Annotated in this window: 12 protein-coding genes; 3 read left to right on the top strand and 9 right to left on the bottom strand. The window is 70.9% G+C overall.

Going from position 1 to position 13,056, the window contains the following annotated elements; all coding sequences use genetic code 11:
• Window positions 1-42: 42 nt before the first annotated feature.
• The 5 genes from OG858_RS38815 to OG858_RS38795 all read right to left on the bottom strand — a co-directional run bounded on the left by OG858_RS38815 (window position 43) and on the right by OG858_RS38795 (window position 5,932).
• Window positions 43-828, bottom strand: a complete 786-nt coding sequence (locus OG858_RS38815) for an amino acid ABC transporter ATP-binding protein (protein WP_327745383.1) — start codon at window positions 826-828, stop codon at window positions 43-45.
• Complete coding sequence (locus OG858_RS38810) at window positions 825-1,808, bottom strand: amino acid ABC transporter permease (RefSeq protein WP_086749783.1); 984 nt, start codon at window positions 1,806-1,808, stop codon at window positions 825-827. Before OG858_RS38810 ends, OG858_RS38815 begins: the two co-directional genes overlap by 4 nt.
• A gap of 449 nt (window positions 1,809-2,257) precedes the next feature.
• Window positions 2,258-3,172, bottom strand: coding sequence for a glutathione S-transferase C-terminal domain-containing protein (locus OG858_RS38805; protein ID WP_319065766.1), 915 nt, complete (start codon window positions 3,170-3,172; stop codon window positions 2,258-2,260).
• 401 nt (window positions 3,173-3,573) lie between these two features.
• A complete protein-coding gene (locus OG858_RS38800; RefSeq protein ID WP_319065768.1) occupies window positions 3,574-4,044 on the bottom strand; it encodes a potassium channel family protein in 471 nt (156 codons plus the stop codon).
• A gap of 1 nt (window position 4,045) precedes the next feature.
• The gene (locus tag OG858_RS38795) at window positions 4,046-5,932 is read right to left on the bottom strand and encodes a glycoside hydrolase family 15 protein (protein ID WP_319065769.1); all 1,887 of its coding nucleotides are present in this window, start codon (window positions 5,930-5,932) and stop codon (window positions 4,046-4,048) included.
• Window positions 5,933-6,700: 768 nt separating this feature from the next.
• Between OG858_RS38795 and OG858_RS38790 the strand changes: the two genes are divergently transcribed.
• Window positions 6,701-6,970, top strand: coding sequence for a hypothetical protein (locus tag OG858_RS38790; RefSeq protein ID WP_319065770.1), 270 nt, complete (start codon window positions 6,701-6,703; stop codon window positions 6,968-6,970).
• A gap of 54 nt (window positions 6,971-7,024) precedes the next feature.
• Window positions 7,025-7,936: an SDR family oxidoreductase gene (locus OG858_RS38785; protein ID WP_218779661.1), complete on the top strand. Its 912-nt coding sequence runs from the start codon at window positions 7,025-7,027 to the stop codon at window positions 7,934-7,936.
• A gap of 124 nt (window positions 7,937-8,060) precedes the next feature.
• On the opposite strand, the gene OG858_RS38780 is transcribed toward OG858_RS38785, so the two are convergent.
• The 4 genes from OG858_RS38780 to OG858_RS38765 all read right to left on the bottom strand — a co-directional run bounded on the left by OG858_RS38780 (window position 8,061) and on the right by OG858_RS38765 (window position 11,823).
• The gene (locus OG858_RS38780) at window positions 8,061-9,059 is read right to left on the bottom strand and encodes a formylglycine-generating enzyme family protein (RefSeq protein WP_086751089.1); all 999 of its coding nucleotides are present in this window, start codon (window positions 9,057-9,059) and stop codon (window positions 8,061-8,063) included.
• 138 nt (window positions 9,060-9,197) lie between these two features.
• Window positions 9,198-9,434 (bottom strand): hypothetical protein, encoded by a 237-nt coding sequence (locus OG858_RS38775; protein WP_143677405.1) that lies wholly within the window; start codon window positions 9,432-9,434, stop codon window positions 9,198-9,200.
• A gap of 380 nt (window positions 9,435-9,814) precedes the next feature.
• Complete coding sequence (locus OG858_RS38770; protein WP_086751085.1) at window positions 9,815-10,930, bottom strand: alcohol dehydrogenase catalytic domain-containing protein; 1,116 nt, start codon at window positions 10,928-10,930, stop codon at window positions 9,815-9,817.
• Complete coding sequence (locus OG858_RS38765) at window positions 10,927-11,823, bottom strand: fumarylacetoacetate hydrolase family protein (protein WP_086751084.1); 897 nt, start codon at window positions 11,821-11,823, stop codon at window positions 10,927-10,929. The genes OG858_RS38770 and OG858_RS38765 overlap by 4 nt, the downstream gene beginning before the upstream one ends.
• Window positions 11,824-12,047: 224 nt before the next feature.
• On the opposite strand from OG858_RS38765, the gene OG858_RS38760 reads away from it, so the two are divergent.
• Window positions 12,048-12,968 (top strand): VOC family protein, encoded by a 921-nt coding sequence (locus tag OG858_RS38760; RefSeq protein WP_086751083.1) that lies wholly within the window; start codon window positions 12,048-12,050, stop codon window positions 12,966-12,968.
• The last annotated feature ends 88 nt before the right edge of the window (window positions 12,969-13,056 follow it).

Here is a 13,056-nt window from a genome sequence, read left to right as displayed (position 1 = left end):
GAGGGTTTGAGGGCGGTGTCGGGGGAAGCTGGGAGGGCTGGGTCAGAGGACCTTGCTGAGGAAGTCCTTGGTCCGTTCGTGCCGCGGCCTGTCCAGGACCTCTGAGGGCGGGCCCTGTTCGACGATCCGTCCGCCGTCGATGAAGACGACCCGGTCGGCGATCTCCCGGGCGAATCCGATCTCGTGGGTGACGATCACCAGCGTGGTGCCGCCTCGCGCCAGGCCCTTGATGACGGCCAGGACTTCACCGACGAGTTCGGGGTCGAGGGCGGAGGTCGGCTCGTCGAAGAGGATGACGCCGGGGCGCAGGGCCAGGGCGCGGGCGATCGCCACGCGCTGCTGCTGTCCGCCGGACAACTGCCGTGGATAGGCAGCCGCCTTGTCGGCCAGGCCGACCCGGTCCAGGAGTTCGCGGGCGAGTTGGCCGGCCTGCGCCTTGCCGAGCTTTCCGGTCGCCACCGGGGCCGCGGCCACGTTCTCCAGGACGGTCAGGTGCGGGAAGAGGTTGAAGTTCTGGAAGACGAAGCCGATCCGGCCGCGCTGGGTGAGGATCGCCCGTTCGCTCAGCTCCTTCAGCCGGTCGCCGTGCCGGCGCACGCCGATCAGTTCGCCGTTGACGCTGACGTGGCCGATCTCGGGCTTCTCCAGGTGGTTGATGACCCTGAGCAGCGTGGACTTGCCGGAGCCGGACGGGCCGAGGATCACGGTGACCTCGCCGGGCCGGATGGTCAGGTCGACACCGTTCAGCACCCGGTGGGTGCCGTACCACTTGTGCACGTCGTGCACCTCGACGGTGGCGGCCGCATGGTCGAGCGTCCCGGCGGTCATACGGCGGCCTCCTTGCGGATGCGGTCCCGGAGGTCGGTGACACCAACCCGCAGTTTCTGCAACGGCGTCGGCGGCAGGGTGCGGGTGGCGCCCCGGGCGTAGTACCGCTCGACGTAGAACTGGATGATCGAGACGACGCTGGTGAGGATCAGGTACCAGACGGTGGAGACCAGCAGCAGCGGCACGATGTCACCGGGGTAGGTGGAGCCCATGGCCTGCGCGGTGCCGAAGAGGTCGAGCAGCGAGACGTAGAAGACCAGCGAGGTGCTCTTGATCAGGCCGATCAGCTGGTTGACGTAGTTCGGGGTGATCGAGCGCAGGGCCTGCGGGAAGACGATTCTGCGGAACTGGTAGCCCTTCGGCAGGCCGAGTGCGGAGGCCGCCTCGTGCTGGCCCTGGTCGACGGAGAGGATGCCGCCGCGGACGACCTCGGCCGCGTAGGCCGCCTCGTTGAGGCTGAGGCCGATGACGGCGACGGCCATGTCGGTGGCGAGGCGCGACTCGTCGAAGGTGAAGAACGCCGGGCCGAAGGGGACGCCCAGGCTGAGCGTCTGGTACAGGGCGCTGAAGTTGTAGAGGAAGAGCAGGACGACGATCAGCGGGATCGAGCGCAGGGCCCAGATGTAGACCCAGCTGACCGAGCGCAGGACCGGGCTCTTCGAGAGCCGGGCGAGCGCGAGGAGGACGCCGCCGATGAGGCCCAACACCGCGCTGTAGGCGGCGACTTCGAGGGTGATGAGCAGGCCGTCGAGGATCGTCGGCCGCAGGAACCAGTAGGCGAAGCGGTCCCACTGGTAGAAGGGGTTGGAGATCAGTCCGTGGACGAACTGGGCCGCGACGACCAGCACGACCGCGGTGGCGATCCAGCGGCCGGGGCGGCGCAGCGGCAGCACCCGCTGGGCGGCGAGCGGCTTCGGCGGGGTGTCTGCGGGCGACGGCGCCTCGGTCAAGGACACGGCGGCGCCTGGGGGTTCACTCATCAAGGGCTCCGGAAGAGTGTCAAACCCCAGGCGACGCAGGTGACTTCGGCCGTTCGGCGGACGAGAACGCTCGTCGGTCGTACGGCGGAGAGGGACCGCTCGCCGTACGGAGGCACGGAAAGACACACGAATGCGCACGACACCGGGGCTGGCGGAGAGAGGGCGGACCGCTGGTGCGGTGCCTCAGGGGTTCGGGGGAACCGTCAGCCTCGACGGGAGCGCGGTGCCGGGTCGGGCCCGGACCGCGCTAGCGTGCGCTACACAGTGCGCTGTTGACCCGGAGCAGATCGACGGCGCGGTCGGCGCAGAGCGGCACGCAACCGTGGCGGCGCCATGCGGCCGGCCTCGGGGTTGCGTACATGTCCGTCACCATCGTTCTTCCGGCCCGGTGGGCCTCGTGCTCTTCGGGTGGCCGTAAGTAACTCAGGCCCGGCGGGCCGCTGTCAACGTCAGTCCAGCACATGGGACGCCTGTCCGTCTGTCGATACGGCCTGGTCCGGGACGTGGGAGGCCCAGTCCAGGATCTGCACGGCCGCGCCGGCCGCCTCCAGTCCCTGGCAGTTCGCGTGGTGGCGGCGGGCGATGCCGTCGAGGTCGAGGTGGGGGCCGAAGGCGTGGTGGGCGGCCAGGCGGCGCGCGTACGCCCACAGGTGCGGATGGTCGGCGACGCGGTGCACGGCGGAGGCGTCCAGGTGCCAGCGGTGCACGGTGTCGAGCCGCACCAGGGCGACCCACAACTCGACGTCGGCGACGGTGAGTCGGTCGCCGAGGATGTACTCCTGGCCGGCGAGCCGGGCGTCCAGCGAGCGCAGGGTGCGCAGCAGGGAACCGAGCGCGTCACGGCGTTCCAGGTCGTCGGCGTCGGCGCGGCCGGCGCGCTGGGCGGAGCCGTCCATGCCCTGCTCGCAGAGGCGCGCGACACCCTCGATCTCGGCCTCCGCGCCCTGCGGGTACAGCTCGGTGCGGCCGCCGCCGAAGCGCTGGGCGAGGTCGCGCATGATGTCGGGGGCGTGGGTGCTGACGATGCGTCCGGACCAGTCGTCGCTGAGGACCGGCGCCACGGCCGCTCCGGGGTAGCGGTGGGCGCTCGCCTCGTACAGCGGGCGCAGCTCGGAGTGCTCGCCGTTCGGGCCGTCGGGCACGGCGGGCAGGAGGGTCACGGGGCAGGCGTCCGCCAGCCCGAGGAGGCTGTGGACGACGGCGATGCGCAGGGCGCCCGGACAGGACAGCGAGAGATGGAGCCGGTAGCGGCGCGGCACGGCGTAGTGGCCACTGCGGGCGTCGCAGCCGATCCGGCCCCGGAAGGCGGGCAGGGACCGCGGCGACGGGACGGCGTTCAGGGCGTGGACGGGCATGGCGGACATGTGTCTCCCCGGGGGTTCTGGTGCGCGGTGCGCGGTTGCGCGACGACGTGAGGGCGTGGTGACGCGAGCACATGGACGCGCGGGCGCTGTGGCGTGCCACGCCGGCGGCTCGCTCAGGTCAGCTCAGGGGGCTTCTCGCACTGCAGACCCGCAGCAGGTCGATGTGACGGCGGGAGGTCAGAAGGAGGGACTGCCGGCGTGCGCGCGGCACACGAGTGACCACCGGCTCCAGGCGCCCCATCATTCCCTACCTGTTCACTAGGAAATACCCCACCTGGAGTGTCGAGCCGTCCACGCCGCACGTCAAGAGGGTGTCCGGGGATTGGAAGCAATGTCCGAGGTGTGGACATCGGAAGCCCGCCGGCCGGGCAGGTGTCCCGCGGTCGGCGAGGAACCGGTGGTCAGTCGCCGTGCCCCTTGGCGCCGAGCATCCGCTCCAGCCGGTCGAAACGCTCATGCAGGGCGTGCGCGGTCTCGTCGCACAACTCATGGGCTCCGTGGGTGAGTCGGTGACGCTTCTGCTCCCGGCCCACGAACCAGGTGGCGAGGGCGGCGGTGACCATGCCGTACGTGGTGATGCCGACGACCATGACGACCGCGCCGACGACACGGCCCCAGAACGTCACTGGATAGAAGTCGCCGTAGCCGACGGTCGTGGCCGTCTCGATCGACCACCACAGGGCCCTGGGGTACGAGGTCAGGTTGGCGCGCGGCGCGTCGTGCTCGGCGGCGATCACGGCCCAGGAGCCGAGGAGCATCACCACGACCAGCACGGCGGTCGCGCCGCCCGCCGCCTTCAGATGGAGGGGGCCGTCCCGGCCTTCCCTGCCGAGCAGCAGCTCGACGGCCCTGGTGAAGAATCCGGGCAGCATCTCACCCCTCCTTGGCCCCAGGAGGCGTCCCGGGCGGCGCCTTCGGGTCTTCGCGGCGGGCGTGCAGGGCGTGCCGGTCGAGCTCGTAGGCGACCCTGATCAGCGGGACGTGGGTGAACGCCTGCGGGAAGTTGCCCAGTTGGCGGCGGGCCCGGGGGTCGTACTCCTCGGCGAGCAGTCCGACGTCGTTGCGCAGCTCCAGCAGCCGTTCGTACAGGGCGCGGGCCTCGTCCTCGCGGCCGATCAGCCGCAGGGCGTCCGCGAGCCAGAAGGAGCAGGCGAGGAAGGCGCCCTCGCCGCCACTGAGGCCGTCGGGCGAGTCGGCGGTGCCCGCCGAGTAGCGGGCCACCAGCCCGTCGGTGAGCAGTTCGCGCTGCACGGCCTCGATGGTGCCGATCACCCGGGGGTCGTCCGGCGGCAGGAACCCGGTCTGCGGGATCTGCAACAGCGCGGCGTCGAGTTCGCGGGAGCCGTACGACTGGGTGAAGGTGCCCCGTTCCGGGTCGAAGGCCCGCTCGCAGACCTCGCGGTGGATACGGTCGCGGATCGCGCGCCACTTCTCCACCGGACCGGGCCGGGAGTGCGCCTCGGCCATCCGGACCGCCCGGTCGAAGGCGACCCAGCACATCACCTTGGAGTGTGTGTAGTGACGGGGGGCGCCGCGCATCTCCCACAGCCCCTGGTCGGGCTCGGTCCAGGCCTGTTCCAGGTGTTCCAGGAAGACCGCCTGCAGGGAGACCAGGTGCTGGCGCGGGCGCAGACCGCAGCCGATGGCCAGGTGGATGGCCTCCATCACCTCACCGGGTACGTCGAGCTGCCGCTGCCCGGCTGCCGCGTTGCCGATCCGCACCGGGCGCGACCCCTCGTACCCCGGCAGCCAGTCGGCCTCCCACTCGGTGAGCCGCCGCTCCCCCGCGATGCCGTACATGATCTGCACGTCCTCGGGCCGCCCGGCCACCGCCCGCTCCAACCAGCCCCGCCAGGCGTCCGCCTCGGCCTTGAAGCCGCTGCGCAGCAACGCCTCCAGCGTCATGCCCGCGTCCCGTAGCCAGCAGAAGCGGTAGTCCCAGTTCCGCACGCCGCCGATCTCCTCGGGCAGGGACGTGGTCGGGGCGGCGACGATGCCGCCGGTCGGCTGGTACGTCAGAGCCTTGAGGGTGATCAGGGAGCGGGCGACGGCGTCGCGGTACGGCCCGTCGTACGTGAGCCTGCGCAGCCAGCGGCGCCAGTACGCCTCCGTGGTGCGCAGCGCCTCGAACGCGTCCACCTCTTCCGGCGCGGGCAGATGGGAGGGGTGCCAGGTCAGCACGAACGGGATCCGTTCGCCCGCCGTGACGGGGAAGACGGCGGTGTGGACGGTGCCGTGGGCGACCGGCCGGACGGGGGTGCGCAGCCACACCGACTCGGGCCCCGCGATCCCCGTCAGATGCCCGTTCCGGCGGCGCATCCAGGGCAGGACCCGGCCGTAGTCGAAGCGGAGCCGCAGGTCCATGCGCATGTCGACGGTGCCGGAAAGGCCTTCGACGATGCGTACGACGCTGGGGGCGCCGGTCTTCCGGCACGGCATGAAGTCGGTGACCAGGACCTGGCCGCCCGCCGTCTCCCACTCCGTCTCCAGGATCAGCGTGTCGTCCCGATAGCGGCGGCGGGCGTACGGGCCCTTCTCGTCGGCCGGGGCGATCCGCCAGCGGCCGTTGTCCTCGTCGCCGAGGAGGGCGGCGAAGCAGGCGGGTGAGTCGAACCGGGGGAGGCAGAGCCAGTCGACGCTTCCGTCCTTGCCGACGAGGGCCGCGGAGAGAAGGTCGCCGATGAGGGCGTAGTCCTCGATGCGGCCGGGTCTGGTGCGGGGATCGGGTCTGGTGCGGGGGTCGGGGGCGGGTCCTGGCATGGGGTCAGTGTCAGTGGGTTCTCGGGTCCAGGCATGTGGGGTGGGGCGTTCGAGTTGGCGGGTGGGGCTTCGGTACGTTGTCGGGCACCTGTCGTACGCGGCTGGTGGCGCAGTTCCCGCATCCCCGACGAGGCGCTGTTGGGGCGCCTCACTGTCAAGGCGACCGGCCCACCTCTTACGGGAGGACCGTCACCGTCACCGTCACCGATCGCGCCGGTCACGGGCATCAGCAGGGTGAAGGTCGCGACCCCGACCACCGGGACGGCACCCGCAGCAGCTGCTCGCCGCCGTACGCGGCGGAGCTGACGCGGTCCGAGACGCGGCCCGGCTGTCCAGCTCCTCCCGGCCGATCCGCTCGGTGACCAGGGGCCCGGCACCCGGCGCTTCAGCCGGTGGCCGTAGGGCTCGGGCGGATCGGAGGGCTCGCAGCAGGTCGGGGCGGCGGAGTCGGGCCGGGCCCGCCACACCCGTGCGCGGGAGGACTGCCGGCGGCCACCCCAGGTACTCGGCCGAGAGGGTGACCGGGTGTTCGCAGAGGGCTCGGGCCGCGGCTCTTCATCTTCCGGACGGTCGCGGGCCACGCCACGGCAAGGACGGCTCTCCGGCGCGGTCCGAAGCTGCTCACGGCGCACGGTCATCCGGGAACGGACGACGGCCTTGTTCACGGTCCCGAGTACGAGTTCCGAGTTCCCGAGTACGAGTTCCCGAGTACGAGTTCCGACGGATCAACTGCCACACCGGTGCACGTCTCATGGAAAGGGCCGGCCCTTGAACGCCTCGGAGTTTCCCCCGACCGAGCGGATCCGCATCCTCGCGGACATCCTCGCCGACAGGCTCACGCTGAGGGAGGCCGCTCACCGCAGCGGCCTCCCGACACGCGTCGTCCAGCAGTGGCTGCGGGAGATCCCGGTGGCCGCGCCGACGGACCGGGCGACCCGAGCGGCCGACGACGACACCACCCCTCCGCGAGCGGACCGGCGGCCGCTGCCCCGGTGCCGGGTCGTCGTCGACGAGATGGTGCAGGGGCTCGGGCTCTGACCGGCCGGGCCGAAGGCCTCTGCTCCCGCGACGACGACCGCTACGCTCCCCACCATGAGACTGCGGAACACCCGCCCCATGGACATCGGTTCGTCCCATGTCATCGTCACCGGCGGGTCGAGCGGCATCGGCCTGGCCACGGCCCGGCTCCTGGCGGCACGCGGCGCGAAGCTCTCACTCATCGCGCGAGGCGCGGAACGACTGGACACGGCGGCGAAGGAGGTGTCGGCCGCCGCGACGGACGCACCGGCCGCCGAGCGGCGGACGCCGGTTGGCGCACAGGGGACGCCGGTTGCCGCACAGCGGACATCGGTAGCCGCGCGGGCCGCCGACGTGGCCGATCAGGCGGCCCTCACCCGAGCCATCGCCGAGCTGGAGGCCGAACAGGCACAACCCTGCGACATCCTGATCACCTCCGCCGGACTCGCCCGACCGGGACACTTCCTCGACCTGCCCGACGACGTCTTCCGGCAGATGATCGAGGTCGACTACTTCGGCACGCTCCACGCCGTACGGGCCGTCGCCCCCGGCATGGTGGAGCGCGGGCACGGCAGCGTGGTCGCCGTCTCGTCCGCCGCCGGGCTGCTCGGCATCTTCGGCTACAGCGCGTACGGGCCGGCGAAGTTCGCGGTACGCGGCCTGATGGAGTCGGTACGGGCCGAACTGACCCCGCGTGGAGTGCACGTCGGGGTCGTGTTCCCGCCGGACGTGGACACGCCGCAGCTCGCCGAGGAGAACCGGTGGAAACCGCGGGAGACCCGCGCGGTCGGCGGCACGATCAAGCCCCTCACCGCGGAGAAGGTCGCGGCGGCGATCGTGAAGGGCATCGATCGGCGACGCTTCACGATCTGCCCGGACACGGGCACCCGGGCACTGGCCCGCTTCGGCAGCGTGCTGATGCCGCTGCTCAACCGCGAGTTCGACCGCCGGGTCAGGGCGGTCCAGCGGTCGACGACGGGCACGTGACCGCGACGGCCGCGGCCGGCCTCGCCCCCTGGCCGGCATCGACATCGACACCGATACCGACACCGATGCCGATGCCGATGCCGATGCCGAACAGGGCCTGAACTTGCCACCCGGCAGCGGCGGTTCAGGCCGCCGCCGCGACCCGGAAGCCGATGTTCCCGGCAGCGCTGTCGGGAGTGTTGGAGGAGCGGGCCGCCACGCGGTAGCGGTTGCAGTAGGAGGCGTGGCACAGGTGGGAGCCGCCGCGCATCACCCGCGCCGGGCCGTCCGGGGGCCCTGTCGGGTCGGTACGCGGGCCGGTGCGGTGGAAGTCCGGGCAGAACCGGTCGGCGCACCACTCCCACACGTTGCCGACGGTGTTGTACAGGCCGAAGCCGTTGGGCTCGAAGGCGTCGGCCGGGGCCGTCGAACGGTAGCCGTCGGCGGCGGTGTTGTCGGTGGGGAACGTGCCGCGCCAGATGTTGCAGGCGTGCCGCCCGTCGGGGTCCAGTTCGTCGCCCCACGGGTAACGCTTCCGCTCCAGGCCACCACGGGCCGCGTACTCCCACTCGGCCTCGGTGGGCAGCCGGGTGCCCGACCATGCGCAGTAGGCCTGCGCGTCGTTCCACGAGACGTGCACCACCGGATGGTCGAGGAGCCCGTCGACGGAGGAGGAGGGCCCCTCCGGCTGCCGCCAGGTGGCGCCCCGGACGCCGCGCCACCACGGGGTGCCGGGGACACGTGGGGAGACGGCGCGCAGGTCGGCGGTGAGGAACCCCTCGAACACGAAGGAAAAGCCGAAGTGTTCGGACTCGGTCACGTGTCCGGTCGCGTCCACGAACGTCGCGAACTGCTCGTTGGTGACGGTCGTCGCGGCGATACGGAACGGACTCAGCCCGACCTCACGGATCGGGCCCTCACCGTCCGCCGGGTAACCGGCCTCGTCCTCGGTGCCCATCAGGAACGCCCCGCCCCGCAGCGACAGAAGCCTCTCGCCACCCTGCGTCCGCTCCGCCGGAGCCCCGCCCGACGGACCATCGACCGGGCCGCGCGACGGCACATCGACCAGTCCACCGACCGGCAGGACAACCGGCCCGGCCACCGGCTCGCGGGCGGGAGCGCAGCAAGGCCTGTCGAGTGACATCGCGCCGTCCTCAGGAAGGAAGAAAAGGAAGAAGAGGAAGGAAAGGATGGGCATATGGGGATGAGGATGGGGCCTGCACATTAGCCCGTGACTCGGCGCCTGAGGGCCGACGCCGGGGGCGAGGGCTCGGTATCCAGGTCAAGTCCGGCAGACCAGGGTGACGCCGACCAGGTCGAACGTCACTTCGTACCGCAGGCCATGCCTGCCGAACGGCTCGCGGCCCTGGCCGCCGAGATACCCCTGCCCGTGATCGAAGCGATGGAAGAGGTCGTGACCGCCGCACGGGCCCGCCTCGGCGTTCTCGATCTCCCATTTGAGTGGGCGCTCGATCTGAACAACACGCAGACACATACGCCCGAGAGCGGCCGTGACCACTCTCGCCTCCCTCCTCGCCGGAGCCCTGACCGTCATGGCGGTCAACTGCAGCTGCTGCGCAGGCACCCGTCGCTCGGACCTCGTGATGCGGCGTGGACGATCACGTTGCGCTGTACAGGGCCATCGCACACCTGGTGGCCCATGGCCGCACCTGCATCGCGTACCTGGACGGCACTGAGGAGCCGGGCTACCGGCGACGAGAGTTCGCGCGGCTTCCGCAGCGCCCTGCTCGAAGGCGGCCTGCCGGACGCCCGCCGAACACATGGAGCTGGGCCCGACGGGACGGTGGGGCCCGACGGGACCGCCTTGGGACGACTGATCCGCATCGTTCCCGAGGTTGTCCCACGGGCGCCCGGCCGGGTGCCCGTGTGTCGGGTCCGTTACGCGTTCCAGTCCCCGGTGCCCAGGGTGAGTGCCACCCGCCCGAGACTGTTGTCGTCCTCCATGTAGCGGTGGGCATCGGCGGCTCGGGCGATGGGGAAGGTGCGGTCGACCACGGCACGGAAGCCGTTCTCCACCTGCTTCCACAGTTCCGTCACCGCGGCCGGGTTGCCCGTGCGTACCCCGATGATGCGGTGGCAGTCGGAGTACACGCGACGCAGGTCGATCTTGACCTGGCCGCCGAGGAAGGCGCCGGAGGTCACCACGGCGCCGCCGCGGGTCAGGGAGTCGATGGTGGCGTCCCAGACGGCAGGGTCCCCGAGGTTGTCGACGGCGATGTCGACGCCGCGACCGCCGGTCACCTCGCGTACCCGCTCCACGAAGTCAGGCGCGTTGGTGTCGAGCACGACGTCGGCCCCCGCCGCGGCCATGGCCGCGCGCTTCTCCGCCGATCGGGAGGTCGCGATGGTCTTCGCGCCCAGGTGCTGGGCGTAGGCGGCCGTCGTGGAACCGAGCGCGGAAGACGCGCCCTGCACGAGCACCCAGTGTCCGGGGCGGAGCCCTGCCTGGGTCATCTGGTTGGCGGCGACAGCGCCGAGGAGCGCGAGCGAGGCGGCCATCGCGGCCGGAATGCCGTCCGGGACCCTGTGGACGTTGCGCGCCGGCACCGCACAGTACTGCGCGTAGGCGCCGGGGCGGTGGGTGCCTATCACGGTCAGGGAGTCGCAGACCTCCTCACGGCCGTCCGCGCAGTAGGCACAGTCGCCGCAGGCGACACCGGGCAGGACGGCCACTCGGTCCCCGACCCGGACGGAGTCCACGCCTTCTCCCAGTGCGGCGACGGTGCCGGCGTGGTCCGCGCCCAGGATGTGGGGCGGTTCGATCTTGGCGTAGGGGTGATCGCCCGCGCGGGCCGTGAGGTCGAGCAGTCGGCCGATGCCGACCGCGGCGACCTGGACCAGGACCTCGCCGGGTCCGGGGCGCGGTGTGTCGACCGTGGCCTGCTCCAGGACGTCGGGCGGGCCGAACCTGCGGAACAGCATGGCCTGCATGGTCGCGGGAACCGGCAGCGCCTGCGACCAGCCGAGCTCGGAAAGGGGCAAGGTCTCACTCATGACGCCACCACCGTGTTCTCCAGGCGACCGATGCGCTCGATCTCAATGACTATGTCATCCCCGGCAGCCAGGAACTCTCCGCGCGGGACTCCGCACCCGGCGGGTGTGCCGGTGAGGATGACGTCTCCGGGTTCCAGTCGGGTGATGCGGCTGGCCGCCGCGATCACCTCCGGGATCTTCACCATCATCTGAGCGGTGGAGGAGTCCTGCTTCAGCACACCGTTGATGCTGAGCTGGATCCGAAGGTTCTGCGGGTCGGTGATCTGCCAGGCGGGCACCAGCCCGGGGCCGAGCGGGCAGAAGCCGTCCTGGCCCTTGTGGCTGACCCAGTCGTAGGTGAAGGGCTCGGCGACCGGCTTGTCCGCCTTGATCCGGTCCCGAGCCGAGATGTCGTTCGCCGCCAGGTAGCCGGCGACATGGTCCATGGCCCGCTCGGGCGTGAGGTCGCGACCGCCACGGCCGATGACCACGGCCAGTTCGGCCTCCCAGTCGACGCGGGCGCCCGCGTAGGCGGGCAAGGGCACCGGGTCCCCTGATCCCGTCACGGTCGTCGTCGGAGGTTTGAAGAAGAAGAACGGGTCCCCCAGCTCATCGGGGCGCGCGCAGCCCATCTCGGCGATGTGGTCCCAGTAGTTGGCGCCCGCGCAGAGCACCTTGCCCGGATACGTCAGCGGCGGCGCGAGCCGGGCGCCCACAACGGCGTCCGACGCCGTCGGAGTCCAGTCACGGAACAGAGGCGCGAACGACTCCCATCGGCCCAGCACCTCCATGAGCGTGAGGCCCTCTGTCCCGGGCGGCCCCTGGACCACGGTTCCGTCGGTGTACGCACCGACGGCGACTTTCTCCGAGTGATCCACCCGGTACTGCACCAACGACCATTCCTGCGGTGTCATGTTTCCTCCGTCGAGCGGCTCTCTGAAGCAGGAGCACCATAGTGCATACACATTGAGAGAGGAAGAGCAGGCTTCAGAATGCGTGAGGGTCGACGGAGGGAGGTATGCACGCATGTATCGGAAAAAGCTTTGGTCAACCTCTGGACGCTCGACCCCTAGGGTGTACACACTTGGCTTGGGTGCCCGTGTGGGACGCGGGTGCACCAGAACCACGAGGAGTGCACATGTTGCGTGTCATCGGTCTCCTGCACTACGGCCTCCAGGTGCCGTCGCTGGATACGGGGGCGAGCTTCTACAGCGCGTTCGGGCTGGAGACGGCGGAGCGCGGCGACGCGGTGGTGATCCGTTGCGAGGGCCGGGAGCAGGACCAGACGTTGCTGATGGAGGGGCCGGTCAAGCGGTTCCACCACGTGGCGTTCGCAGTTGAGCCGGGCTCGCTGCCCGAGTGGCAGCGACACCTGGAAGACCTGGGCCTGAAGCTGCTGGACGGGCCGGCCGAGGCCCCTGGCGGGCTGTGGTTCCGCGATCACGAGGGGAACCTGGTCAATCTCCGTGACGAAGGAATCGCCCCCTGTCGCGAGTTCGGGACCACGGACGCGCAGGACTCCAACGTCGGCGACCGGGTCCGCCGGATCGACCAGGCTCGCTGGCGGAGCGCGACCGAGGACACCGGCCCGCAACGTCTCGGCCACATGTTGATCTTCAGTTCCGATGTGAGCGCCTCCGAGGCCTTCTACACCCGCACGCTCGGGCTGCGCCTGTCGGACCGCATCGTGGGCGGACCCGTCTTCATGAACTCGGGGCCCGGCGACCACCACGTCTTCGGCTTCGTCCCGGGGGAGCACCCCGGCCTGCACCACTCCAGCTGGATGGTGTCCGACATCGACCAGATCGCCAGAGGCGCGCAGAACATGGCCGCCGAGGGCTACACGAAGGGCTGGGGCCTGGGCCGCCACACCCTCGGCTCGAACCTCTTCCACTACATCCAGGACCCCTGGGGCAGCTGGATCGAGTACTCCAGCGACATGGACTGCATCACCGAGAACTGGCAGCCGACCGACTGGGAAGACCTCCCGGCCGCCGTCTGGAGCCCCGGGCCGCCGCCGGCCGACTTCATCACCAACCAGGAAGCGAAGCCCGCCTGACCGTCGCCCCATGACCGTCGGGACGCCCCGAGCCGACGGCCTGAATGTCCTGCCTTCCGACTCGGAGGAACCACCCATGCAACGGAGT

Source organism: Streptomyces europaeiscabiei, assembly GCF_036346855.1.
Taxonomy (GTDB): Bacteria; Actinomycetota; Actinomycetes; order Streptomycetales; family Streptomycetaceae; genus Streptomyces; species Streptomyces europaeiscabiei.
The sequence above is the reverse complement of the archived record's forward strand: the minus strand, read 5'-3'. Positions and strand labels throughout refer to the sequence as shown.

Excerpts from the sequence above, each read along its gene's own strand:
- OG858_RS38815 (WP_327745383.1), bottom strand. The coding sequence starts at position 828 with ATGACCGCCGGGACGCTCGACCATGCGGCCGCCACCGTCGAGGTGCAC.
- OG858_RS38810 (WP_086749783.1), bottom strand. The coding sequence starts at position 1,808 with ATGAGTGAACCCCCAGGCGCCGCCGTGTCCTTGACCGAGGCGCCGTCG.
- OG858_RS38805 (WP_319065766.1), bottom strand. The coding sequence starts at position 3,172 with ATGTCCGCCATGCCCGTCCACGCCCTGAACGCCGTCCCGTCGCCGCGG.
- OG858_RS38800 (WP_319065768.1), bottom strand. The coding sequence starts at position 4,044 with ATGCTGCCCGGATTCTTCACCAGGGCCGTCGAGCTGCTGCTCGGCAGG.
- OG858_RS38795 (WP_319065769.1), bottom strand. The coding sequence starts at position 5,932 with ATGCCAGGACCCGCCCCCGACCCCCGCACCAGACCCGATCCCCGCACC.
- OG858_RS38785 (WP_218779661.1), top strand. The coding sequence starts at position 7,025 with ATGAGACTGCGGAACACCCGCCCCATGGACATCGGTTCGTCCCATGTC.
- OG858_RS38780 (WP_086751089.1), bottom strand. The coding sequence starts at position 9,059 with ATGTCACTCGACAGGCCTTGCTGCGCTCCCGCCCGCGAGCCGGTGGCC.
- OG858_RS38770 (WP_086751085.1), bottom strand. The coding sequence starts at position 10,930 with ATGAGTGAGACCTTGCCCCTTTCCGAGCTCGGCTGGTCGCAGGCGCTG.
- OG858_RS38765 (WP_086751084.1), bottom strand. The coding sequence starts at position 11,823 with ATGACACCGCAGGAATGGTCGTTGGTGCAGTACCGGGTGGATCACTCG.
- OG858_RS38760 (WP_086751083.1), top strand. The coding sequence starts at position 12,048 with ATGTTGCGTGTCATCGGTCTCCTGCACTACGGCCTCCAGGTGCCGTCG.